We start from the raw sequence: 22,385 nt of genomic DNA, 5'->3' as shown, positions 1-22,385 counted from the left end.
GGTCGCCATGACCGCCTCAGACGTCCGCGTCCGCTTCTGCCCGTCTCCCACCGGCACGCCCCACGTCGGGCTCGTCCGGACGGCGCTGTTCAACTGGGCCCACGCCCGGCACACGGGAGGGACGTTCGTCTTCCGCATCGAGGACACCGACGCGGCCCGTGACTCGGAGGAGTCGTACCGTGCCCTGCTCGACGCGCTGCGGTGGTTGGGGCTGGACTGGGACGAGGGGCCCGAGGTGGGCGGACCCTACGCGCCGTACCGCCAGTCGCAGCGCCGCGACCAACACCTCGAGGTGGTGCGCCAGCTCGTGGAGGCGGGGGAGGCCTACGAGTCCTTCTCCACCGCCGAGGAGGTCGAGGCCAGGCACCGCGCGGCCGGGCGGGATCCCAAGCTCGGGTACGACGGCTACGACCGCGACCTCACCGAGGAGCAGAAGCAGGCCTACCGGGACGAGGGGCGCGGCGCCGTCGTCCGCCTGCGGATGCCGGACGAGGACCTGGCGTGGGACGACCTCGTCCGCGGGGAGACGGTGTTCAAGGCGGGCACGGTCCCGGACTTCGCGCTCACCCGCGGCAACGGGATCCCGCTGTACACCCTGGTCAATCCCGTGGACGACGCGCTGATGAAGATCACCCACGTCCTTCGTGGCGAGGATCTCCTCAGCTCCACGCCGCGGCAGATCGCCCTGTATCGCGCGCTCATGCGGATCGGCGTGGCCGACAGGGTGCCCGAGTTCGGCCACCTGCCGTTCGTCATGGGAGACGGCAACAAGAAGCTCTCCAAGCGGGACCCCGAGTCGGACCTCTTCCTGCACCGCGACCGCGGCATGCTCCCCGAGGGGCTGCTCAACTACCTGGCCCTGCTGGGCTGGGGACTGTCCGACGACCGTGACGTGTTCTCCCTCCGGGAGATGGTGGCCGCGTTCGACATCCGGAAGGTCAACGCCAACCCGGCGCGTTTCGACCAGAAGAAGGCCGACGCGATCAACGCCGAGCACATCCGGCAGCTCCCTCCGGAGGAGTTCGCGCGGCGCCTTCGGGAGTTCCTCGTGGAGCACCCGTCCGAGGACGGGCTGACGCTCCCGGCGGACCTGGACGGTGACCGCTGGGCGGTGGTGGCGGAGTTGCTGCAGACCCGCATCGTGGTCCTGTCCGACGCGTGGGACCTCATCCGCTTCCTCGTGGTCGACGAGGCCACGTTCTCCGTCGACCCGCAGTCGGCGGCCAAGAACCTCAAGGCGGAGGCCCGCCAGGTGGTCGACGCCGCCGTCGCGGCACTGGAGCCGCTGGAGGAGTGGACGACGCCCGCGATCGAGTCGGCGCTGTCGGGGGCGCTCGTGGACACTCTGGGGATCAAGCCGCGGAAGGCCTATGGCCCGGTCCGCGTCGCGGTGACCGGATCGCACATTTCCCCGCCGCTGTTCGAGTCGATCGAACTGCTTGGCCGCGAGGCCACGATCGCTCGTCTGCGGTCCGCTCCGATCGCCGAGTGACAGGGCGATTTGCTATTCACCCTCGGTGATTTGATAGTCTCTTCGAGGCGCCCCGCGAGGGGCGGAAAAGTGAATACAGTGGCCTATGGTGTAATTGGCAACACAGCGGTTTCTGGTACCGTCGTTCTAGGTTCGAGTCCTGGTAGGCCAGCTGAGCGTTCATGGAACGTTCGCACAGTGGATCCCCCCGGGGGGATCCGCGTCCTCGGGCCCCCGTCGTCTAGCGGCCTAGGACGCCGCCCTCTCACGGCGGTAGCGTGGGTTCGAATCCCATCGGGGGTACGACAGAGAAGGCCCGGAGCATCCGCTCCGGGCCTTCTCCCGTGTTCCGCCCCGGCGCGACGGCCGACCCGCGATTTGGGGGTTGGGGAACGACCGGCTAGTGTGATGAAGCCCGGAACGCGGAGCCCGATCGGCTCTCGTGTCACGGGTGAGCGAACAGGCCCCCGTCGTCTAGCGGCCTAGGACGCCGCCCTCTCACGGCGGTAGCGTGGGTTCGAATCCCATCGGGGGTACCACAGACCGAGACCCCCCGACTTCGATCGAAGTCGGGGGGTCTCGTCGTCTCCGGGGTGCGGGGTCACCAGGAGAAGAATCCCCGGCCGGTCTTCTTACCGAGATCGCCGGCGGCCACCTTGTCCCGCAGGATCCGGGGCGGGGCGAACCGTGGGCCGAGGCGCTCTTCCAGGTACTCCGCGATGGCCAGCCGCACGTCCAGTCCGACGAGGTCGGTGGTGCGCAGCGGGCCCATCGGGTGCCGGTAACCCAGCTCCATGGCGGTGTCGACGTCCCCGGCCGAGGCCACACCCTCCTCGACCATGCGCATGGCCTCCAGCGCCAGCATGACCCCGAGACGGGACGAGGCGAACCCGGGGGAGTCGGTCACCGAGACGGCCGTCTTGCCGAGGCCACCCACCCAGGTCCGGGCGCGCTCGACGAGCGCGGGATCGGTCTTCCCGCCCACCACGATCTCCACCAGCGCGCTGGCGGGCACCGGGTTGAAGAAGTGGAGGCCGACGAGACGCTCCGGCCTGGCCAGCGACCCGGCGAGGTCGTCGATCGACAGGCTGGAGGTGTTGGTGCCGATCCACGCGTCGGGCGCGGCGGCCTCGATGGCGGCGAGGACCCCCGCCTTGAGGGCCGGGCTCTCGGGTACCGCCTCCACCACGAGCTCGCATCCTTCCAGCGCCGAGGGGTCATCGGACACCTCCACGCGGGCCAGGAGCTCGGCCGGATCGCGGTCGAGGTGCCCGCGCTCGGAGGCCGTGGTCACCGAGGCGGCGAGTCGGGCCCGTGCGGCCGAGGCGGCCTCTCCCGTCGCCTCGATGACGGTCACCCTGGATCCGGCGGCGAGGAAGGCGTAGGCGATACCTGCTCCCATGCGTCCTCCGCCGTAGACGCCGACGCGTTCTGGCACGGTCATTTCTTCCTCTTCTCCAGGAAGGCGGTCATCCGCTCCTCCTTCTCCTCGGTCTCGAACAGCACGGCCTGGGTCAGGTCGTCGATGTAGGGGTGGGCCTCCCGCGGGGCGTGGAACGCCGCCTTGGTCAACCGCACCGCCAGCGCGGACTGCCGGGAGATGCGATCCGCCCAGCGCCCTCCGGCGGCGAGGAGCTCCTCGGGTTCCACGAGTTCGCTGACCAGCCGCATCGCCAACGCCTCGTCGCCGCTGAGGACGCGTCCCGCCAGCAGGATCTCCTTGGCCAGGGGCTCGCCGACCAGCTCGCCCAGGCGCCAGGTCGCCCCCGCGGCCGCGAGGATGCCCAGCCCGGGCTCCGGGTTGCCCATCCGCAGCCGGGGTGTCCCGATCCGGAGGTCGCAGGCGTAGGCGAGCTCGGCCCCACCGCCGAGGGCGTGGCCGTCCAGGAGCCCGATGACCGGCATCGGCAGCCGCCGGATGCGGTCGAACAACCCCGAGTTGATGCCGCGGAGGGCGTCCTCCCGGCGCCGGTGGCGAAGCTGGGCGATGTCCGCACCGGCGGCGAACACCCCGCCCTTGCCTCCGAGCAGCAGGATGCGAGGGTCACGTTCGAGCATGTCGCACACCCGGTGCAGCTCGTCGACCATCGCCTGGTCGATGGCGTTGCGCGCCTCCGGGCGGTCGAGTAGGACCACCACCCGGTCGGGGAGCAGGTCGACGTCGAGGACGGTGAACCCCCCGGTCATGACCGTGCCCCCCGGCGGACGTCGACGTGGGCCTGGAAGGCCACGCCGTTCGCCAGGGCGGACTCGACGGCCGCCGCGTCCAGGCCGGATTCCGCCAGCAGACGGCGGGTGTGTTCACCGTGCGCGGGAACCGCGCCCATCGGGGCCTCGACGTCGGAGAAGGTCCCGGGGGGCAGCAGCGCCCGCACGGTTCCGTTCTCGATCTGGATCTCCCGCCAGCGGTCGCGCGCGCGGAGCTGCTCGTGGTCCACGACGTGCGCGAGGTCCCGGAGCCTGGCCGCCGGGACCCCGGCCGCGGAGAGCCGGTGCTCCAGGTCGGCCGTCGACCACCGTCGTGTCAGGCGGGCGACCTCGGTGTCGCACTCGGCCCGGTGGGCGACCCGGTCGACGTTGGTGAGGAACCGTGGGTCCACGGCGAGCCCGGGGGCGCCGAGGACCTCGGTGACCAGCGAGCGCCACCCGGAGTCGGTCTGGACCCCGATGAGGATCTCGCCGTCGGCGGTGGGGTAGCGGTCGTAGGGGGCGATCGCGCTGTGTCCCACGCCCCGTCGTTCCGGCTGCCGGCCGGTCGCCAGCTGGGTGTAGAGGGCGTGGCCCATCCACTCGACCGTGGCCTCCAGCATCGAGACCTCGATGGTGGCCCCCTCTCCGGTGTGCGCCCGGCGCAGCAGGGCTGCGAGAATCGACTGCGCGAGGTACATCCCGGAGGCGATGTCCGCGGTGGGGATGCCGGTCTTGGCCGGGTGCTCGGGGGTGCCGGTGAGCGAGATGAGGCCCGAATCGGCCTGGATCAGCATGTCGTAGGCCTTCCGCGAGCCCAGGGGCCCGCCGGATCCGTACCCGGAGAGCGAGGCCACGATCAACCCGGGGCGCTCCGCCCTCAGGGTCGGGGCGTCCACGCCGAGGCGGGTGGCGGCGCCCGGTGCGAGGTTCTCGACCACCACGTCGGCGCCGGCCACCAGGCGGGTGGCCGCGTCCCGTCCCTCCTCGCTCTTCAGGTCGACGGCCAGGGACTCCTTGCCCCGGTTGAGCCAGACGAAGTGCGCCCCGGTCCCGTTGACCACGTGGTCGTAGCCCCGGGCGAGGTCGCCCCCGTCGACCCGCTCCACCTTGATGACCCGGGCGCCGAGGTCGGCGAGGTTCCGGGTGGCCAGTGGCGCCGCCACGGCCTGCTCGAAGGCGACGACCGTGATTCCCTCCAGCGGCAGCATCACAACGCCCTCTTCGCGGCCCGGACCAGCCCGCCGCCCACGATGAGGCGCTGGATCTCGCTCGTCCCCTCGTAGAGGCGGAGCAGGCGGACGTCGCGGTAGAGCCTCTCGACGGGCACATCTCGCATGTAGCCGGTGCCACCATGGACCTGGACCGCGAGGTCGGCGGCCTTGCCGGCCATCTCCGTGCAGAACAGCTTCGCCGCAGAGGGGGCGATGCGCCGGTCCTGGTCGGTGACCCACAGCCGGGCCGCCTCCCGCACCATCGCCCGGCCGGCCATGACGCCGGTCTGGATGTCGGCGATCATCGCCTGGACGAGCTGGAAGTCGCCGACGACGGTTCCGCCCTGGGTGGCGGTGACCGCGTGGGCGACGGCCTCGTCGAGGGCCCGCTGGGCGCATCCGACGGCGAGGGCCGCGACGTGGATCCGGCCCCGGGCGAGCGAGGTCATCGCGGCCCGGTACCCGGATGCCGCATCGCCGCCCACGAGGGACTCCGGGCCGACCCGCACACCCGAGAAGGTCACGGTCGCCGTCCGGGAGCCCTCCTGGCCCATCTTCGCGTCCTTGGGGCCCACCTCGACGCCCGGCGCGTCGGCGGGAACGAGGAAGACCGCGATCGTGCCGTCGCCCCCGTCGGTGGCGGGGATCCTGGCGAAGACGACGAAGAGGTCGGCGATGGTGGCGTTGGTGATGAACTGCTTCGCGCCGTCGATCACGAAGTCCTCGCCGTCGGGACGCGCGCTCGTGCGCAGGCCCGCGGGGTTGGAGCCCGCACCCGGCTCGGTGAGGGCGAAGGAGGCCACGACGTCCCCGGAGGCGATCCCCGGGAGCCACCGCTCCTGCTGCCCGGTGGTCCCGAATCCCACCAGAACCTGGCCGGCGATGCCGTTGTTGGTGCCGAACATCGAGCGGAACGACAGGCTGGTGTACCCCAGCTCCATCGCGAGCTCGACGTCCTGGACGAGGTCGAGCCCGAGCCCTCCCCACTCGTCCGGGATCGCGAAGCCGAACAGACCCATGTCCGCGGCCTGCTCGCGCAGGTCCTCGGGGATGGAGTCTGTCGCCATGATCTCGGACTCGCGCGGGACCACGCGGGTGCGGACGAAGTTGCTGATCTGACTGAGGACCTCGGCGAAGACGTCGTCGGGGACCGCTGGGTTTCCGGTGTACATGTGTGACACTCTCCACACCGGATTGATACGAGTCCAATACTTTTTGCCGCGACGATGATACCTTGGGGGCATCACCGCTGGCGGGCTGCGCCAGCGAGAGGGGAAGGCGACCATGGACGTCGCGCAGATCCGCGCCTTTCTGGCCGTGGCCGAGGAGCTGCACTTCCGGCGTGCGGCCGAGCGGCTCCACATGTCCCAACCACCGCTCACCCGGACGATCCAGGCGCTGGAGAGGGAACTCGGGACGACCCTGTTCGACCGGAGCACGCGAGCGGTGGAGCTCACCCCCTCCGGAGCCGCCCTGATCGGCCCGGCCCGCGAGGTCCTCCGCGCGCTGCGGCGCGCCGAGGAGGCGACTCGCTCCGCGGCGCGCGGGGAGACCGGGCGGGTTCGACTCGCGTTCGCGGGGGTGTCGAGCTACGAGCTGGTCGCCGAACTCGCGCGGCGGGTGCGGTCGGACAGGCCCGGGATCGAACTGGCGCTGGCGAGTCAGACCTACGCCCAGCCCGCGCTCCGCCTGCTGATGTCCGGGGACGTCGACGTGGCCCTGGGTCGCTGGGACGTGATCCCGGCAGGCCTGGACAGTCGGGTGGTGGAGCGCGACGGGCTCATCTGGGCGCTGCCGGCGACCCATCGACTGGCGGGCGACGCGGAGGTGCCCGCTGCCGAGCTGGCGGACCTGAGGTTGATCTCCCTGCCCGAACACCAGGGGTCCGTTCTCGTGGATCGGGCGCGCCGGTTGGCGCAGGCGGCGCGGGTCGTCCCGGATTTCGCGCAGGTCGCCCCGGACACGCAGACCGCGCTCGCCCTCGTGAGCGCCGAGGTGGGCGCCCACCTCACCCTGGGGTCCGTGGCGCGCAGGGTCGTCGATCCCCACATCCGCTACGTACCCCCAGTGGAGGACGAGGTGGCGGTCATGCCCGATGTCCACCTCCGGGCCGCCTGGAGAGGCCGCGAGGCGAACCCGGCGGTGAAGACCGTCCTCGACCTGCTCTCCGAGCTCACGGGGGAGTGCTAGGCCTGCTCGACAGGACCCGGGGACCGGTCGGGAGTCCTCACGCGGACAGGCTGTCCTGGTCGATCCGGAGTTCGCGCAACTTGCGATAGAGGGTGGTGCGGCCGATGCCGAGGAGCGCCGCCGCCGCCGATCGGTTGCCGCCGCTCTCGCGCAGGGCCGCGACGATCTCCGTGCGTTGCACGGACTCGATGCGGCTCAGTCGCCGACGTTCTGCGGCCTCCCACATCCTCTCGGGAAGGTGGAACGGCTCGACCGTCCGTCCCGGGAACTCGTCGGCGAGGTCGAGGAGCACGCGGCGGAACTCCGCGACGTTTCCCGGCCAGTGCCACCGCAGTAGCGCCTGGTGGGTGGCCGCGGACAGGACCGGCCTCAGGGGGGCGTCGAGTTCGCCCAGGATCGCCTCGGCCAGCCGCGGAAGCTCTCCCTGCCGGGACGAGAGGGCCGGAACGGCGAGCGGGGTGCCCCATCGGCCCAGTTCCTCGCCGAGGTCGTCGGGAGAGCGTTCGGGGTCGACGGTCGCCACCAGGCGTGCACCGGGCGTACGTTCCGCGGCGTCCCGGAGGAGCCCGGGCACTGCTCGCTCGGCGGTCGGCAGTTCCTCCAACCGTCTGACGATCACGGCACCACCGGAGTCGAGACCGCTCAACGCGGCACCCAGCTCGGGGCCGTCCGTTCGGAGCCGCGCGGCGGACACCACCACGGGCTCGGGGTGTCCGTTGTGCCGGAGAAGCTGCCGCGCCGCGTGATACCGCCCCGACCCGGCGGGTCCGGTGACGAGAACCGGGCCGGTCGTGTGGCCGGCGGGCGACACGGTGGCGGTCGCGCCGTGCGAGGCCGGGCGGCCGCGAAGGCGCGGCGCGCCACGGTCGAGGATCTCCACGGCGAACGCCGGCCGATCGTGGTCGCCCAGGGGGTGCGTGATGAGGCGCATCGGGGAGCCGTCGAGTTCGAGCTCCAGAAGCCGTCGGCCGTGGCCGGGGGCACCGGTGACCAGCGCCTCCCACAACTGCGCATGCGCCTCGGTGCTGAGGAGGGACGCCCCCGAGACGCTGGCGATCACCGTCTCGGCGTCGAGCACCACGACGGGGCCACGGCCGCGTGCTCGCCGATACGCCCCGACCAGCGCCGAGTCCCGCAGGAGCTCGCCCGAGGACAGTTGCTCCGAGATCGCCCGGGCCCCCTCGCGGGTCAGGGGAGCATCATCCGTTCGGCGCTGTCGGCGGGCGCCGCGAGCGACAGTGAGCCCATCGCCCGTCCGGTGATCGGGTGGGGGATCGGTACCCCCGCGCAGGCCAATCCCTCCAGTGCCTCGTTGAAGTGCTCGGGGCCCCGCACGAAGACCGAGGTGTTCTCCTCGATCGGGGTACCCAGCCCGTTGGTACCGATGGTCGTCTCGAAGAAGAGGAACCCCTCGGCGGCGCACGCCCGGTCGAAGCGTCCACGATCTCCGGGGTCGGCGATCCGGCGGTCCACGACCTGGCCGCCGGCGTCCGCCAGGAATATCGCGGTTCCCAGATCCTGGACCGTCGACGCGAGTCGGTCGAGGATCGGGCGCGCAGCGCGTCTGAGCTCACTGTCCGGGTCGACCTCGTCGCGGTAGAGGAACTCGCCGGATCCCCGGGCCGCACCCGCGCTGATCGACCGGCGCCAGCTGCGGTCGATCTCGGCGAGCAGCCACTCCGGGGCCGGACCCGCATCGCTGAGGGACCCGGCGCGGATGAGCGCCTCCTTGGCTGACCGGATCTCCTCCACACTGACGCCCGGACGATCGACCGTCATGGCGCGACCAGCCCTGATGTTCTCGCCATGACGCCATTATGTGCCACCCGTCACACCGGTGTCACCCGGTGTCGGGAGGCCGCCGTTGCCGGATCGGGAGGCATTGTTGCGGCCGCGGCATCACCGCATGTGGGGTGGCTCACGTCGTCGCTTTCGGCCGGTCCCGTTGTCAGAGCCGGGGCCGGTGTTCCGAAACGGCACACTTTCGGACCGGCGGCCGATCCTAGTGTTCTGCATCACACCCCCGGGAGGTGCCCGGGACCGGAAGGAAGGACGCCGCCATGACCACCGAGCAGGCAACCACCGAGCAGGCAACCACCGAGCAGGCCACCACCACACAGGCCGCCACCGAGAACGATCCGCTGAAGGACCTCTACACCGACTGGTCCGAGATCCTCGCCACCACCGAGGGCCTCACCGTCCGTCTGTTCCGCAGCATCTTCGACGAGTGGCACCAGCCCACGGCCGAGCCGACGGACGTCACCTACGAGGAGGGCGTCGTCGGCGGGGTCCCCGGCATCTGGTGCCGCCCCGTCGGTTCCGATGCCGGACAGGTCCTGCTGTACACCCACGGTGGTGGCTTCTCCGTGGGATCGGCGTCGAGCCACCGCAAGCTCGCGGCCCACGTCGCCAAGGCCCTCGGGGTCCAGTCCTTCGTGCTCGACTACCGTCTCGCTCCCGAGCACCCGCATCCCGCCGGGCTCGAGGACGCAGTCTCGGTCTTCCACGGCCTGGTCGACTCCGGCATCTCCCCGCAGGCCATCACCACCATCGGTGACTCCGCCGGCGGCAACCTCGCCGTGGCCACCGCCCTCGCGCTGAAGGAGCGGGGTGGCCCGCTGCCCGGCGCGGTGATCGCGTTCTCCCCGTGGCTCGACATGGAGAACAAGGGCGTGACCCTGGAGACCAACGACGCCACCGACGCGCTCATCACCCGCGGGCTCCTCGAGGGCATGATCGCCGGCGTCCTGGGCGACTCGGTCGACCCCACCACGCCGCTGGCCAACCCGCTCTACGCGGACTTCACCGGCTTCCCCCGCCTGTACATCACCGCCGGTTCGGTCGAGTCGCTGCTGGACAACGCGACCCGACTGCACGACCTGGCCACGGCGGCCAGGGTCGACTCCACGCTCTCCATCGGCGAGGGCCAGCAGCACGTCTACCCCTTCAACGCGGGCAGGACCCGGGCCGCCGACGACGAGATCGCCGCCGTCGCCGCCTGGTACGCCCGCTGACCACCCACCACCGACCACCACAGACCAGACCCACCCAGGAGGACACCATGACCACCCCGATCCGCGCCGCTGCGCCCACCGCCGACCCGACCGACACCGACTTCGACGCCGTCGTGGTGGGCGCGGGCTTCGCCGGCCTCTACTCGCTCCACAAGCTCCGCAACGAGCAGGGCCTGCGGGTCCGCGTCCTGGAGAAGGGCTCCGGGGTGGGCGGGACCTGGTTCTTCAACCGCTACCCGGGCGCGAAGTCCGACACCGAGAGCTTTGTCTACCGGTACTCGTTCGACGACGACCTGCTGCGCGAGTACGACTGGACCACGCGGTACCTCGAGCAGGAGGACATCCTCGCGTACATCCACCATGTGGTCGAGCGCTACGACCTCATGAAGGACATCCGGCTCGACACCGAGGTGACCGGGGCGGCGTGGGACGAGTCGCGCGACCGCTGGACCGTGCGCACCGCCGCCGGCGAGGAGTTCACCTGCACGTACCTCGTCAACGGCCTGGGGCTGCTCGCCAAGACCAACATGCCGGACATCCCCGGGATGGACCACTTCGAGGGCAGGCTGGTCCACACCAACGCCTGGCCCGAGGACCTGGACGTCGCCGGGAAGAGGGTCGGTGTGATCGGGACCGGCTCCACCGGCACCCAGTTCATCATCGCGGCCGCGAAGACGGCCGAGAACCTCACGGTGTTCCAGCGGTCGCCGCAGTACTGTGTCCCGTCGGGCAACGGCCCCGTCGACCCGGCGGAGGTGGCCGAGACCAAGAAGAACTTCGACGCGATCTGGACCCAGGTGCGCGGCTCGTCGGTCGCGTTCGGGTTCGAGGAGAGCGCGATCGAGGCCGGAAGCGTGACGGAAGAGCAGCGCCGGCAGGTGTTCCAGCAGGCGTGGGACCGGGGCAACGGATTCCACTTCATGTTCGGCACGTTCAGCGACATCGCCACGAACCCCGAGGCGAACGAGGCGGCGGCGACGTTCATCCGGTCGAAGATCGCGGAGATCGTCGAGGATCCGGAGACGGCGCGCGCCCTCACCCCGACGGAGCCCTACGCCAAGCGGCCCCTGTGCAACGAGGGCTACTACGAGACGTTCAACCGGGACAACGTCTCGCTCGTCCCGGTGAAGGAGAACCCGATCGTCCGGATCACCCCGAGGGGTGTGCGGACGGCGGACGGCGTCGAGCACGAGGTCGACATCCTGGTGTTCGCGACCGGCTTCGACGCGGTGGACGGCAACTACCGCGCCATGGACCTGCGGGGCCGCGGTGGCCTGCACATCAACGAGCACTGGGCCGACGCCCCGACCAGCTACCTCGGGATCACGACCGCGAACTTCCCGAACATGTTCATGATCCTCGGCCCGAACGGGCCCTTCACCAACCTCCTGCCCAGCATCGAGACGCAGGTGGAGTACGTCGCCGAGCTGATCGAGAGCGCCGTCGCGCGCGGCCGGGCGGTGGTCGAGGCGACGAGCGAGGCGGAGACGGGGTGGACCGCCACCTGCGAGGAGATCGCGCACATGACGCTCTTCCCCAAGACGGCCTCGTGGATCTTCGGCGCCAACATCCCGGGCAAGAAGCGGACCGTCATGTTCTTCCTGGGCGGCCTCGGCATGTACCGGCAGATCCTGGCGGACGTCCGCGAGAACGGCTACCGGGGCCTGCGGATCACCGAGCCGGCCCGAGCCGCCGTCGCCTGACGCGCCGACCCCGACCACCCCCACCGAGAAGCGAGGAACCATGCGAGCGTTCGCCATCACCGAGCCCGGCGACCCGACCCTGTCGGACATCGAGCTCCCCACCCCCGATCCGACCGGCACCGAGGTCCGGTTGCGGGTCCTGCGCTCGGGGGTCTGCCACACCGATACCCATCTCCGCGAGGGCTACTACGACCTGGGTGGCCGGGGGAGGATGCACCTCACCGACAGGGGCGTGCCGTACCCGCTCGTGATGGGTCACGAGATCGTGGGCGTGGTGGAGGCGGTCGGCCCCGACGCGAGCGGCGCCGAGGTCGGGCGGACACGGCTGGTCTATCCGTGGACGGGGTGCGGTGAGTGCGCGGTCTGCGAGGCCGGCCGGGAGAACGCCTGCCCGCGGGGACGCAACATCGGGGTCGCCCGTTCCGGGGGGTACGCCGAGCAGGTCGTGGTTCCGCATCCGCGCTACCTGGTGGACGTCGAGGGGCTGGACCCGAGCTGGGCCGCGACCATCGCGTGTTCGGGCCTGACCGCGTACAGCGCGGCGAAGAAGGTCCTCCCGCGGCCGGCCGACGAGCCCGTCGTGGTGATCGGGGTCGGCGGTGTGGGGCTCACCGCGGTGGCCACGCTCCACGCCCTGGGGCATCGCGCGATCGTGGCGGTGGACGTGTCGGACGCGAACCTCGCCGCCGCGCGTGAGCTGGGGGCGACCGGGACGGTCCGCTCGGACGGTGACGGCACCCGCGACCTGCTCCTCGAGGCCACCGGCGGACCGGTCGGGGCGGTGGTCGACTTCGTCAACAACGGACCGACGGCCTCGCTGGCCTTCGACGTGCTGGCCAAGGGCGGCCACATGGTCCAGGTGGGTCTGTTCGGCGGGGAGATCACGATCCCCACGGCGCTGCTGGCCCTGAAGATGCTCACGATCGAGGGAAGCTTCGTGGGAACCCTCGACGAGATGCGTGAGGCCGTCGATCTGGCGCGGCGGGGAGCGATCCCCGGGATCCCGGTGACGGAGGCCGCCCTGGACCTGGCGGGCGTGGTCGACTCCCTCGACAGACTGGTCCGCGGCGGGGTCACCGGCCGCATCGTGCTGAAAGGACAGGACACATGAGCAGATACGCCACCACCGACCCCCGCACCGGGGAGATCGTCGCCCGCTACGACGCGGTCAGCGACGCCGAGGTCGACGCCGCCGTCGGTCGGGCCGACGAGGCCTACCGCGACTGGCGCCGGACGGAGGTGTCCGAGCGCGCGGCGGTCCTGCAACGCGTCGCGGACCTCTACCGCGAGCGGAAGCAGGAGCTCGCCGAGCTGATGACCCTCGAGATGGGCAAGCCGGTGACCCAGGCCCTCGGCGAGGTCGACCTGGCCGCACGGATCTACGAGTACTACGCCACGACGGCCCGGGGGTTCCTCGAGGAGGAGGTGCTCGACATCTCCGGACCGGGGCGGGCGGTGGTGCGGACCGAGGCCATCGGCGCCCTGCTCGGGATCATGCCGTGGAACTTCCCGTACTACCAGGTCGCCCGGTTCGTCGCCCCGAACCTGTTGTTGGGGAACACCATCCTGCTCAAGCACGCCCGCAATTGCCCGCAGGAGGCGCTGGTGATGGAGGAGATCCTCCTCGCCGCCGGCGCGCCGGTAGGGGTCTACCAGAACCTCTTCGCCACCAGCGGGCAGCTGGGCCGGGTCATCGCGCACCCCGCGATCCGGGGCGTCTCGCTGACCGGGTCGGAGAAGGCCGGGGAGGCCGTGGGCAGGCAGGCGGGGGAGAACCTCAAGAAGTGCGTCCTGGAGCTGGGAGGGTCGGATCCCCTCATCGTGCTCGGGGACGCGGATGTCACCGCGACGGCGTCCGCGGCCGCCACCGGGCGCTTCGCCAACGCCGGCCAGGCCTGCACCTCGTCCAAGCGGATCCTCGTCGAGGACCCCGTGTGGGACGAGTTCCTGGCGGCCTTCCTCGACAAGGCCCGGCAGTGGACGCTGGGCGACCCGGCGGACCCGGCCACGCGGATGGGACCCATGTCGTCGGCCGAGGCACGCTCCGAGCTGGCCGAGCAGGTGGCGGACGCGGTGGCGAAGGGTGCCACCGTCCATCTCGGCGGAGAGGTCCCCGAGGGCGAGGGCGCCTACTACCCGGCGACGGTCCTCACCGACGTCACCCCGGACATGAGGGCCTACCGCGAGGAGCTGTTCGGCCCGGTGGCGGTCGTGCACCGCGTCGCCTCGGCCGACGAGGCGGTGGAGATCGCCAACGACAGCCCGTTCGGGCTCGGTGCCGCGGTGTTCGGGGGCGACCCCGCCCGCGTCCAGGACGTGGCGGAGCGTCTGGAATCCGGGATGGTCGGCATCAACACCACCATCAAGAGCGCTCCCGACATGCCCTTCGGCGGGGTCAAGACCTCGGGCGTCGGGCGGGAGTTGGGACGGTTCGGCCTGGACGAGTTCTCCAACAAGAAGCTGGTCCACCGGGTCTGACCCCCCGGGCGGGTGGCCGCGGCCCGGAGTGGCCGCGATTAGACTCACACCGTGCCGCGGTCACCCCTGTCCTCCCCGGGGCCGTCCCGCCCCGCCGCCGGCCCTGACCGCCGTACGCTGCTGCGTGCCGCGGTCGGGGTCGGTCTCGGTCTCGTGGGGCTCACCGCGTGCGGGACGGGCGGGGACCCCACGACGACGAGCCCGACGGTCTCGACGAGCGACCCGCTCGCGCCCCCCAGTCCGATCCGTACCCCCACCCCCGACTCGCCGGTCCGGCGCGTGATCACGCTCTCGTCCGCCGACCTCGACGTCCTGCTCGCCCTCGGGCGGGAACCGGTGGCCGCCTGGGCGGCGGACGGGACGGGGCGCAGGCCCTGGCGGGACCACGCCGCACCGCCCGCACCCGACTGGGGTGGTCCGGGCCTGCCGAGCCTGCGCTCGCTGCTGCCGTTCGGGGTCGACGGGTTCGCCCTCGCCGCCGCCGACCCCACCGAGGCCCAGCTCCGCGGGTTCGAACAGCTCGCGGCCGTGATGGTGGACCCCGCCGGCCGGCCGGGATGGCGCCGTCACCTCGATCTGGTGGCCGACGCGGTGGGGCGCGATCCGGACCCGGCGGCGGAGGCCGCCGAGGAGGCGCTCGACGCGTGGACCCGGGGACAGCGCAGGTTGGGGGTGGAGGCCCTCGTCGTCGTCGTGGGTACGGGCGCGCTCCCCGACACCCCGGTGGCCACGCTCGACGGACGGTCCCCGTTCGGACGCGAGATCCGCGGGCTGGGACTCGACGTGGTGTCCTACCCCGACCCGAGGCCGTACCGCGACCTGCGGCGCTCCGGGGTCCAGGTGGTGCGGGTGGATCCGCGCGACGGGGACCTCGTGGCGGCGGTCCGCCAGCCCAGCGTGAGCAGCCTGCCGTGGGCCCTCGGGCGACTGGTGGAGGGGCGGCGGCCGGCCTGAGATCCGCGACCGGGCGTCACAACCGCTTGTGGATCGCCTCCGCGGCGGCGAGCAGGTCGGCGGCCCAGCGGACACCGGGGCGGCGACCGATCCGGTCCACCGGACCCGAGACCGAGATCGCGGCCACGACGGTGCCTCCCGCATCCCTGATGGGTGCCGAGATCGAGGCGACGCCGGCCTCGCGCTCGGCGACCGACTGGGCCCACCCGCGGCGGCGCACCTCGGCGAGCTGGCGCTCGGTGTACGCGGCGTCCACGAGCAGCGCGCGCTGGGTGGCCGCATCGGCCCATGCGGCCAGCACCTTGGCGCCGGACCCCCGGGTCATGGGCAGGACCGCGCCCACGGGGACGGTGTCCCGCAGTCCCGTGAGGGGTTCCGCCGACGCCACGCAGATCCGCCGGTCGCCGTCGCGGCGGTAGACCTGAACGCTCTCCTCGGTGGCCTCCCGCAGCCGGGGCAGGACCGACGAGGCGGCGTCGACGAGCGAGTCCGACGCGTGCGCGGCGAGCGAGGCCAGGCCCGGACCGAGGCTCCACACGCCGGCGTCGTCACGGGAGAGGAGCTGGTGGATCTCCAGACCCACGGCCAGCCGGTGGGCGGTGGCGCGGGGGAGTCCGGTGCGTTCGCAGAGCTCGGAGAGGACGCACGGTTGCTCGGCCACGGCGTGGAGCACCGTCATCGCTTTGTCGAGGACCCCGATCCCGCTATACTGTCTCACAGTTCGACTATAGCGTCCTACATGCTGAGAATCTATCGGTTCCGGCCCGGGATGTGGACTGGAGGCGTGATGAGTGAGACAGCGACCGGCGGCGCCCGGCCCCGGACCCTGGCCGAGAAGGTCTGGGACCACCACGTGGTGGCCAAGGGTGAGGGCGAGGGCGAGTCCCGCGAACCGGACCTCATCTACATCGATCTCCACCTGGTCCACGAGGTGACCAGCCCGCAGGCGTTCGACGGGCTCCGGCTGGCGGGCCGCGGCCTCCGCCGGCCCGATCTGACGCTGGCCACGGAGGACCACAACGTGCCGACCGACATCGTCGGTGGCGCGGTGGACCTCATCGCCGACCGGGTCTCGCGGACCCAGATCGAGACCCTGCGGCGCAACTGCGAGGAGTTCGGCGTCCGGCTCTACCCGATGGGCGACCGGGAGCAGGGGATCGTCCACATCATCGGCCCCCAACTCGGCCTCACCCAGCCGGGCATGACCGTGGTGTGCGGGGACTCGCACACGTCCACGCACGGCGCCTTCGGCGCCATCGCCATGGGGATCGGCACCTCCGAGGTCGAGCACGTCATGGCCACCCAGACGCTCTCGCTCCGGCCGTTCAAGACCATGGCGGTGACGGTCACCGGGGAGCTGCAGCCCGGCGTCTCCGCCAAGGACCTCATCCTCGCGGTCATCACCCAGATCGGGACGGGCGGCGGGCAGGGTCACATCATCGAGTACCGCGGCGAGGCCATCGAGAAGCTCTCGATGGAGGCCCGGATGACCATCTGCAACATGAGCATCGAGGCGGGTGCCCGCGCCGGCATGATCGCCCCGGATCAGACCACCTACGACTACCTCGAGGGCCGTCCGCACGCGCCGACCGGCGCGGAGTGGGACGCCGCCGTCGAGTACTGGGACGGCCTGAGGACCGACGACGACGCGGTGTTCGACACCGAGGTCGTGATCGACGGCTCCGCGCTCACCCCGTTCGTCACCTGGGGAACCAACCCCGGGCAGGGCGCGCCGCTCGGTGCGTCGGTCCCGCACCCCGACTCCTTCACGGACGAGAGCGATCGCGTCGCCGCCGAGGGTGCGCTGGACTACATGGGCCTCGAGGCGGGCACCCCGCTCCGGGACGTCCCCGTCGACGTGGTGTTCGTGGGCTCCTGCACCAACGGCCGGATCGAGGACCTGCGGACCGTCGCCCGGGTCATCGAGGGTCGCGAGGTCGCCGAGGGCGTCCGGATGCTCGTCGTGCCCGGATCCATGAGGGTGCGGCAGCAGGCGGAGGAGGAGGGCCTGGGCGAGATCTTCACCGCGTTCGGGGCCGAGTGGCGCCAGCCGGGCTGCTCCATGTGTCTCGGGATGAACCCGGACTCCCTGCTGCCGGGCCAGCGCTGCGCCTCGACCTCCAACAGGAACTTCGAGGGCCGCCAGGGCAAGGGTGCCCGCACCCATCTCGTGAGCCCGGCGGTCGCCGCGGCCACCGCCGTCGTCGGGCGCCTCGCCTCGCCGGCCGATCTCGAGCCCGTGAAGGGGGCCTGACCACCATGGAGCCGATCACCACCCACACCGGCATCGGGGCCCCGCTCCACCGGTCCAACGTGGACACCGACCAGATCATCCCGGCGGAGTACCTCAAGCGCGTCACGCGCACCGGGTTCGAGGACGGTCTGTTCTCGTCCTGGCGCGCCAAGGAGCCCGACTTCGTGCTCAACCGCCCGCCCTACGACCACGCCTCGGTGCTCGTCGCGGGCCCCGACTTCGGAACCGGGTCGTCCCGGGAGCACGCGGTCTGGGCGCTGATGGACTTCGGCTTCCGCGTGGTGATCTCCTCCCGCTTCGCCGACATCTTCCGCGGCAACTCCGGCAAGTCCGGACTGGTGGCCGCCCGGGTCGACCAGCAGGACGTCGAACTGCTCTGGAAGATCATGGACGAGCGACCTGGAATCGAGTTGACCGTCGATCTGGGCACGCGCACGGTGACCGCCGGCGACGTCACGGTCCCGTTCGACATCGACGACTACACGCGGTGGAGGCTCATGGAGGGGCTCGACGACATCGGGCTCACTCTGCGTAAGGCCGACGCCATCTCGGACTTCGAGGAGCGACGACCGGCCTTCGCGCCGGTCACCACCCCCCGCTGAGGGGTCCTCGTGTGAATTCGCGGAGTATGGTCCGCAGTCGCCGAGGGATACGGCCAACGTGGGAGTATACTTATGTTGGTTGTGGCCGGGACGTCGACCCGGTCCGTGTATCCACCCGGAAGGGGACCCCACGTGAACAAGGCGGACCTGATCACAGAACTGGCGGACCGGATGGGCGGTGACCACCAGCTGGCCACCGAGGCCTTGGAGAACACCCTCGACATCATCGTGCGGGCCGTGGCCTCGGGGGAGTCCATCACCATCATGGGTTTCGGGATCTTCGAGAAGAGAGCCCGCGCGGCCCGGGTCGCCCGGAACCCGCACACCGGCGAGTCCATCCCCGTCCCGCCCACGTATTCTCCCGCGTTCCGGCCGGGGCAGTACTTCAAATCCGTGGTCCAGGGGACGGAGACTCTGCCGGAGGGGCGTCTCGCGGCCAAGCGGTCCAGCTCGCACCAGGCCTTCGGCGGGCTGCGGGCCAACGGCGTCGACCATCGCGAGAATGTGGTGGGTTCTGCGGTGGCGGGTTCAGCGCAGCGGTAGCGGGCTCGGGTAGTAGTCGGCGTAGACCAGCGTCTCGCCGTCGAACCCCAGCCCCCACGCGCCGGCCTTCTTGGTGGAGGTGTCCCCCACGTCGAGGCCGGCCAGGTCGGCCAGGTCGCCGACCATCCCGGGGATGGCGGTCCCCTGCGAGCCCACCGCCGCGACGCCCTTTCCGGCGGCGAGGTCGATGAGACGGGCCCGGGCGGCGGCGGGATCGTCGAGGTACGCCTCGTCGGTGAGCGCGGGCTCGACTGCGATCGTCACGCCGAGTTCCTCCGCCAACGGTGCCAGCGTCTGCTCGCACCGCACCCTGGGCGCGCTGTGCACGCGGCGGGCGCCGAACGCCCGGAGCATGGGCACCAGCATCTCCGCCTGGGCCCGCCCCGTCTTGTCGAGGGGGCGGAGCGCGTCGTTGCCACTCCACTCGGAGCGGCTCCCCGCCTTGGCGTGCCGGACCAGCAGGAGGACCGAGCGGGCCGGGGGGGCCTCGGCGAAGCGGGTGAGGACCTTCCGATCCAGCGCGTACGTCACGGTCCTCTTGGCCTCCTCGACGGACAGCCAGCGGATCTCGTCCACCTCGGAGTTCGCCTCGAACGCACCGCCGCGGGCGAGCGCCGACCAGTAGGTCACCTCCTTCCGGGTGTTCTCCTTGAGCGGGTACGCGGTGGTCCCGATCCTGGACTGCAGGACGGCCGTGAAGCCGGTCTCCTCGGCGATCTCCCGCACGGCCGTCACGGCCAGCGACTCGCCCGCGTCGACCTTGCCCTTGGGCAGAGACCAGTCGTCGTACCGCGGTCGGTGGACCACCGCGCACCGCGGGGCGTCGCCGTCCATGCGATAGAGGACGGCGCCCGCGGCGGGGACCACCCGGACGCGGGGCCTGCCTCCGTTCACCGCCCTGCTCATCGGTTCCGGAACCCCGCGTGGACGGCCGCCATGCGTTCCTGGTGATCGACCGACTCGGCCCAGGACTCCTCCGCGGGCATCCTCGCCCACGATGCGTCGGGCCGGAGGTGGAAACTCCGGGTGGACGGGTCGAGGGCGGAGTCGAAGATGCGGTGGACCTGCCCCTTGAGCCGGGGGTCGGTGACCGTGGTCATCACCTCGACGCGGCGGTCGAGGTTCCGGTGCATCATGTCGGCGCTGCCGATCAGCACCTCGTCGGCGCCACGGAAATGCAGGATCCGGGAGTGCTCGAGGAACCGTCCCAGGATCGAGCGGACGTGGATGTTCTCGCTGAGCCCGGCGACCCCGGCGCGGAGGGCGCAGATGCCGCGGACCACCACGTTCACGGGGACGCCGGACTGGGACGCGCGGTAGAGGGCGTCGATGATCTGCTCGTCGACCAGGGCGTTGGCCTTGAGCCGGATCCCCGCCTGGCGGCCCTCGGCCGCGAACGCGATCTCGCGGTCGATCCGCTCGATGATCCCCGAACGGATGCCCTCCGGGGCGACCAGGAGCCGTCGGTACTTGGACACGTTGGAGAACCCGGTGAGATGGTTGAAGAGGTCCGTCAGGTCCGAGACCACGTCCTCGTCCGCGGTGAACAGGCCCACGTCCTCGTACAGACGGGCCGTCTTGGGGTTGTAGTTCCCGGTGCCGATGTGGGCGTACCGCTGGAGTCGGTCGCCCTCCTTGCGCACCACCAGGCAGGTCTTGCAGTGGGTCTTGAGACCGAGCAGGCCGTACACCACGTGGACGCCCGCCTTCTCCAGCTCGCGGGCCCACCTGATGTTGTTCTGCTCGTCGAATCTGGCCTTGATCTCCACCAGCGCGACCACCTGCTTGCCCGCCGCCGCGGCGTCGACCAGGGCGTTGACGATGGGGGAGTCGCCCGAGGTCCGGTACAGGGTCTGCTTGATGGCCAGCACGTTCTCGTCCGCCGCGGCCTGCTCGATGAACCTCTGCACGGTGGTGGCGAACGAGTCATAGGGGTGCTCGACCAGGACGTCCCCCTCCTGCAGCGAGGCGAAGATGCTCCGGGCGGTCTCCCGCTCGCCGAAGGCCGGCGGGGTGGCCGGGACCATCGGCGGATCCTTGAGGTCGGGAACGTCCAGGCCGTGGACCTGCCACAGCCCGGTGAGGTCCAGCAGCCCCGAGAACCGGATCACGTCCTCCGGCTCGACGTCGAGTTCGTGCTGCAGGATGCGGAGCATCCGCGGGGTCATGTTCTCCGCGATCTCCAGGCGCACCGCGGAACCGAAGCGGCGCCGGGCGAGCTCACGTTCGAGGGCCTGGAGCAGATCCTCGTCACGATCCTCCTCGACCTCCATGTCCGCGTTGCGGGTCACACGGAAGACGTGGTGCTCGACGATCTCCATGCCCTGGAAGAGATCTCCGAGGTGAGCCGCGATGATCTCCTCCGCCGGGACGAACGCGTACTCGTCCTCGTGGCCACGGTCCACCCTCACGAACCGGGGGACGTTGTGGGGGATCTTGACCCGCGCGAAATGCTCCTGCCCCGATCCGATGTCCCTGATGATGACGGCCAGGTTGAGGCTCAGGCCGGAGATGTAGGGGAACGGGTGCGCCGGGTCCACCGCGAGGGGGGTGAGCACCGGGAAGATCGAGTTGCGGAACAACTCCGCGAGGGAGAACCGCTCGTCCGCGGTGAGGTCGCTCCAGGGCAGGATCCGGATCCCGTTCCGCTCGAGCTCGGGACGGATCTCGTCGTGGAACAACCGGGTCTGCTCGTTGCACAGTTCCCGCGTGCGGACGCTGATCCGGCCGAGTTGCTCGGCGGGCGTCTGCCCGTCGGCCGACCGGACCGACAGGCCCGTCTTGTCGCGGCGCTTGAGCCCGGCCACGCGGACCATGTAGAACTCGTCGAGGTTCGAGGCGAAGATCGCCAGGAATTTGGCGCGCTCGAGCAGCGGCAGGTCCTTCTCGCCGGCCAGCGCCAGGACGCGGGCGTTGAAGTCGAGCCAGCTGAGTTCTCGGTTGAGGTAACGGTCACGGGGCCGGGGGAGCTGTTCGTGGGCTGGCTCGTCTGGGGTCACGGGACCATTGTGGCCGATACCGCGGTGACGCGGGCATCGTGTGCCCCGGACCCCGCCCGCAGAGTCGTGGCGGTGGCCCCGCCCACGGATCTGCCGGTCAGCCCCACGAGATCCTCGGGGGTGTCGACATCCCGTCCTGCGGCTCCGGTCGGGTCGGCGTGCCGCAGCGAGACCGCCCCGCCCTCACGGAGGTGCCGGGCGGCGGAATCCGCACCGAAGCGGGGGGTCCGGAACCGCGCCGGACCGGTCCAGAACGCCATCGTCGTCCCGGCACCCTGACGGTCGGGGACCACCGAGTGGGGGTGCCGGGCGGCGGCGGCGAGGATGCCCGCGAGGAGATCCGGGCGCAGTTCGGGAAGGTCGGCGGTCACCACCCCCACGGGTCCCGGCAGGTTGCGGATCGCCGAGGCCAGGGCGGTGTTGAGCGGGTCGAGTTCGGGTCCCCCGGCGGGGGCCTGGGGTTCGGCGACGAAATCGAGGCCGAGCTGCCGCGCGAGTGCCTCCACGGCGGGGTCGGAGGTGACCACCCTGACCCGCGAGACTCCCGGCGTGGCGGCGCAGGCCCGCAGGACGTCGGTCGCCATGGCCAGGACGAGCTCCCGTCGACCGGCGGGGGGCAGCGCGCGGGACAGGCGGCTCTTGGCACGGCCGAGGGCCTTGACGGGGACGACCAGTGTCCACCCGCCGCCCGGGGTCTCGAGATCCGCCGCTGTTCCCATTGCAGGACATCCTGCCAGCCCGGCCTCGGAGGCGCCCGCGGCCGGGTAGCGTTTGCT

20 protein-coding genes and 3 tRNA genes are annotated in these 22,385 nt (G+C 71.4%); 13 read left to right on the top strand and 10 right to left on the bottom strand.

Going from position 1 to position 22,385, the window contains the following annotated elements:
• Nucleotides 1–7 precede the first annotated feature (7 nt).
• From gltX to Q0444_RS06255, 4 genes are all read left to right on the top strand, one after another.
• Complete coding sequence (gene gltX, locus Q0444_RS06270; protein WP_291080200.1) at nucleotides 8–1,492, top strand: glutamate--tRNA ligase; 1,485 nt, start codon at nucleotides 8–10, stop codon at nucleotides 1,490–1,492.
• Nucleotides 1,493–1,571: 79 nt separating this feature from the next.
• Nucleotides 1,572–1,643: transfer RNA gene (locus tag Q0444_RS06265), tRNA-Gln, on the top strand.
• 58 nt (nucleotides 1,644–1,701) lie between these two features.
• Nucleotides 1,702–1,774, top strand: a tRNA-Glu gene (locus Q0444_RS06260).
• A 160-nt stretch (nucleotides 1,775–1,934) separates the two neighbouring features.
• Nucleotides 1,935–2,010, top strand: a tRNA-Glu gene (locus Q0444_RS06255).
• Between the two features lie 62 nt (nucleotides 2,011–2,072).
• Here Q0444_RS06255 and Q0444_RS06250 read toward each other — a convergent pair.
• Genes Q0444_RS06250 through Q0444_RS06235 form a run of 4 tightly spaced genes read right to left on the bottom strand, consistent with a single transcriptional unit; the run spans nucleotide 2,073 to nucleotide 6,044 of the window.
• Nucleotides 2,073–2,915 (bottom strand): 3-hydroxyacyl-CoA dehydrogenase family protein, encoded by an 843-nt coding sequence (locus Q0444_RS06250; protein ID WP_291080202.1) that lies wholly within the window; start codon nucleotides 2,913–2,915, stop codon nucleotides 2,073–2,075.
• Nucleotides 2,912–3,658 carry an enoyl-CoA hydratase/isomerase family protein gene (locus Q0444_RS06245; RefSeq protein ID WP_291080203.1) on the bottom strand — a complete coding sequence of 249 codons (747 nt, stop codon included), beginning with the start codon at nucleotides 3,656–3,658 and terminating at the stop codon, nucleotides 2,912–2,914. The genes Q0444_RS06250 and Q0444_RS06245 overlap by 4 nt, the downstream gene beginning before the upstream one ends.
• Nucleotides 3,655–4,869: a CaiB/BaiF CoA-transferase family protein gene (locus tag Q0444_RS06240; protein WP_299022189.1), complete on the bottom strand. Its 1,215-nt coding sequence runs from the start codon at nucleotides 4,867–4,869 to the stop codon at nucleotides 3,655–3,657. The genes Q0444_RS06245 and Q0444_RS06240 overlap by 4 nt, the downstream gene beginning before the upstream one ends.
• Nucleotides 4,869–6,044, bottom strand: a complete 1,176-nt coding sequence (locus tag Q0444_RS06235) for an acyl-CoA dehydrogenase family protein (protein WP_299022186.1) — start codon at nucleotides 6,042–6,044, stop codon at nucleotides 4,869–4,871. The genes Q0444_RS06240 and Q0444_RS06235 overlap by 1 nt, the downstream gene beginning before the upstream one ends.
• Nucleotides 6,045–6,156: 112 nt before the next feature.
• Between Q0444_RS06235 and Q0444_RS06230 the strand changes: the two genes are divergently transcribed.
• The gene (locus tag Q0444_RS06230; protein ID WP_291080206.1) at nucleotides 6,157–7,062 is read left to right on the top strand and encodes a LysR family transcriptional regulator; all 906 of its coding nucleotides are present in this window, start codon (nucleotides 6,157–6,159) and stop codon (nucleotides 7,060–7,062) included.
• Between the two features lie 37 nt (nucleotides 7,063–7,099).
• On the opposite strand, the gene Q0444_RS06225 is transcribed toward Q0444_RS06230, so the two are convergent.
• Together Q0444_RS06225 and Q0444_RS06220 are read right to left on the bottom strand one after the other, a co-directional pair.
• Entirely contained in the window at nucleotides 7,100–8,143 is a 1,044-nt protein-coding gene (locus Q0444_RS06225) for a helix-turn-helix domain-containing protein (protein ID WP_299022181.1), read from the bottom strand.
• Nucleotides 8,144–8,250: 107 nt separating this feature from the next.
• Nucleotides 8,251–8,841: a GAF domain-containing protein gene (locus Q0444_RS06220; protein ID WP_299022178.1), complete on the bottom strand. Its 591-nt coding sequence runs from the start codon at nucleotides 8,839–8,841 to the stop codon at nucleotides 8,251–8,253.
• Between the two features lie 281 nt (nucleotides 8,842–9,122).
• Between Q0444_RS06220 and Q0444_RS06215 the strand changes: the two genes are divergently transcribed.
• From Q0444_RS06215 to Q0444_RS06195, 5 genes are read left to right on the top strand one after another with little or no spacing between them, the layout of a single operon-like run.
• Entirely contained in the window at nucleotides 9,123–10,076 is a 954-nt protein-coding gene (locus Q0444_RS06215; protein WP_299022176.1) for an alpha/beta hydrolase, read from the top strand.
• Nucleotides 10,077–10,123: 47 nt separating this feature from the next.
• Nucleotides 10,124–11,779 carry an NAD(P)/FAD-dependent oxidoreductase gene (locus Q0444_RS06210; RefSeq protein ID WP_299022174.1) on the top strand — a complete coding sequence of 552 codons (1,656 nt, stop codon included), beginning with the start codon at nucleotides 10,124–10,126 and terminating at the stop codon, nucleotides 11,777–11,779.
• 40 nt (nucleotides 11,780–11,819) lie between these two features.
• Nucleotides 11,820–12,890: an alcohol dehydrogenase gene (locus Q0444_RS06205; RefSeq protein ID WP_291080214.1), complete on the top strand. Its 1,071-nt coding sequence runs from the start codon at nucleotides 11,820–11,822 to the stop codon at nucleotides 12,888–12,890.
• The gene (locus Q0444_RS06200) at nucleotides 12,887–14,257 is read left to right on the top strand and encodes an NAD-dependent succinate-semialdehyde dehydrogenase (protein WP_291080216.1); all 1,371 of its coding nucleotides are present in this window, start codon (nucleotides 12,887–12,889) and stop codon (nucleotides 14,255–14,257) included. The genes Q0444_RS06205 and Q0444_RS06200 overlap by 4 nt, the downstream gene beginning before the upstream one ends.
• Nucleotides 14,258–14,308: 51 nt before the next feature.
• Nucleotides 14,309–15,211, top strand: coding sequence for an ABC transporter substrate-binding protein (locus Q0444_RS06195; protein ID WP_299022169.1), 903 nt, complete (start codon nucleotides 14,309–14,311; stop codon nucleotides 15,209–15,211).
• A 16-nt stretch (nucleotides 15,212–15,227) separates the two neighbouring features.
• Here Q0444_RS06195 and Q0444_RS06190 read toward each other — a convergent pair whose 3' ends face one another.
• Complete coding sequence (locus Q0444_RS06190) at nucleotides 15,228–15,929, bottom strand: IclR family transcriptional regulator (protein ID WP_291080220.1); 702 nt, start codon at nucleotides 15,927–15,929, stop codon at nucleotides 15,228–15,230.
• Nucleotides 15,930–15,998: 69 nt separating this feature from the next.
• Between Q0444_RS06190 and leuC the strand changes: the two genes are divergently transcribed.
• The 3 genes from leuC to Q0444_RS06175 all read left to right on the top strand — a co-directional run bounded on the left by leuC (nucleotide 15,999) and on the right by Q0444_RS06175 (nucleotide 18,610).
• Nucleotides 15,999–17,465 carry a 3-isopropylmalate dehydratase large subunit gene (gene leuC / locus Q0444_RS06185; protein WP_291080222.1) on the top strand — a complete coding sequence of 489 codons (1,467 nt, stop codon included), beginning with the start codon at nucleotides 15,999–16,001 and terminating at the stop codon, nucleotides 17,463–17,465.
• A gap of 5 nt (nucleotides 17,466–17,470) precedes the next feature.
• Nucleotides 17,471–18,067, top strand: a complete 597-nt coding sequence (leuD, locus tag Q0444_RS06180; RefSeq protein WP_291080224.1) for a 3-isopropylmalate dehydratase small subunit — start codon at nucleotides 17,471–17,473, stop codon at nucleotides 18,065–18,067.
• A 132-nt stretch (nucleotides 18,068–18,199) separates the two neighbouring features.
• Nucleotides 18,200–18,610 (top strand): HU family DNA-binding protein, encoded by a 411-nt coding sequence (locus Q0444_RS06175; protein ID WP_349679607.1) that lies wholly within the window; start codon nucleotides 18,200–18,202, stop codon nucleotides 18,608–18,610.
• On the opposite strand, the gene Q0444_RS06170 is transcribed toward Q0444_RS06175, so the two are convergent.
• Genes Q0444_RS06170 through cofC form a run of 3 tightly spaced genes read right to left on the bottom strand, consistent with a single transcriptional unit; the run spans nucleotide 18,596 to nucleotide 22,328 of the window.
• Entirely contained in the window at nucleotides 18,596–19,516 is a 921-nt protein-coding gene (locus Q0444_RS06170) for an NUDIX domain-containing protein (RefSeq protein WP_291080226.1), read from the bottom strand. The genes Q0444_RS06175 and Q0444_RS06170 overlap by 15 nt on opposite strands.
• Entirely contained in the window at nucleotides 19,513–21,609 is a 2,097-nt protein-coding gene (locus Q0444_RS06165) for an RNA degradosome polyphosphate kinase (RefSeq protein WP_299022162.1), read from the bottom strand. The genes Q0444_RS06170 and Q0444_RS06165 overlap by 4 nt, the downstream gene beginning before the upstream one ends.
• Nucleotides 21,606–22,328, bottom strand: a complete 723-nt coding sequence (gene cofC / locus Q0444_RS06160) for a 2-phospho-L-lactate guanylyltransferase (RefSeq protein ID WP_291080230.1) — start codon at nucleotides 22,326–22,328, stop codon at nucleotides 21,606–21,608. The genes Q0444_RS06165 and cofC overlap by 4 nt, the downstream gene beginning before the upstream one ends.
• Nucleotides 22,329–22,385 lie beyond the last annotated feature (57 nt).

The organism is uncultured Dietzia sp., assembly GCF_937873725.1.
Classification (GTDB): Bacteria; Actinomycetota; Actinomycetes; order Mycobacteriales; family Mycobacteriaceae; genus Dietzia.
The sequence above is the reverse complement of the archived record's forward strand: the minus strand, read 5'-3'. Positions and strand labels throughout refer to the sequence as shown.